Source organism: Acidiphilium sp. PM (assembly GCF_000219295.1).
Lineage (GTDB): Bacteria > Pseudomonadota > Alphaproteobacteria > Acetobacterales > Acetobacteraceae > Acidiphilium > Acidiphilium multivorum.
The window spans coordinates 1-585 of the sequence record NZ_AFPR01000425.1 but is presented as its reverse complement, the minus strand read 5'-3'; the positions used below and the strand labels follow the sequence as shown (position 1 = coordinate 585).

The window sequence follows — 585 nt, the reverse complement described above, 5'->3', positions numbered from 1 at the left end:
CCGGGGCGCGGCCGGGCTTCTGGAAACGGCTGCTGCGCATGCTGGGAGTTGGCCGATGAAGCCCGCGCCGTTCGCCTATTGCCGCGCGGGGACGCTGGATGAGGCGCTGGACGCGCTGCGGACCCACGGGGCCGATGCGCGGGTGCTGGCCGGAGGACAGTCGCTGGTCGCGATGCTGAACATGCGGCTGGCCCGGCCGCAGGTTCTGGTCGACATCATGCGGATCGGCGCGCTGGCCGAGGTGCGCCACGCGGGCGGGCAGCTTCGGATCGGCGCCGGGGTGCGGCAGGCGGCGCTGCTGGCGCGGCCCGGGCTGGCCGGCGAGGCGCCGCTGCTCGGTCTCGCGCTTCCCTGGATCGGCCATTACCAGACGCGCGCGCGCGGCACCGTTTGCGGCTCGGTCGCCCATGCCGATCCGAGCGCTGAAATTCCGCTCTGCCTGCTGGCCCTCGACGGCGCGGTGCATCTTCGCAGCGCGGCGGGCGCGCGCGTGATCGGCGCCGCCGACTTCTTCCTCGGCACGATGCAGACCGCACGGCGTGACGACGAGCTGATCGAGGCGGTCAGCCTGCCGGATGCCTTGTC

At 73.7% G+C, this 585-nt stretch carries 1 protein-coding gene; it reads left to right on the top strand.

Annotated elements, in window-relative coordinates; translation table 11 throughout:
- Positions 1-55 precede the first annotated feature (55 nt).
- On the top strand, positions 56-585 hold a 530-nt coding region (locus tag APM_RS13205; protein ID WP_039888735.1), incomplete at its 3' end, for a xanthine dehydrogenase family protein subunit M.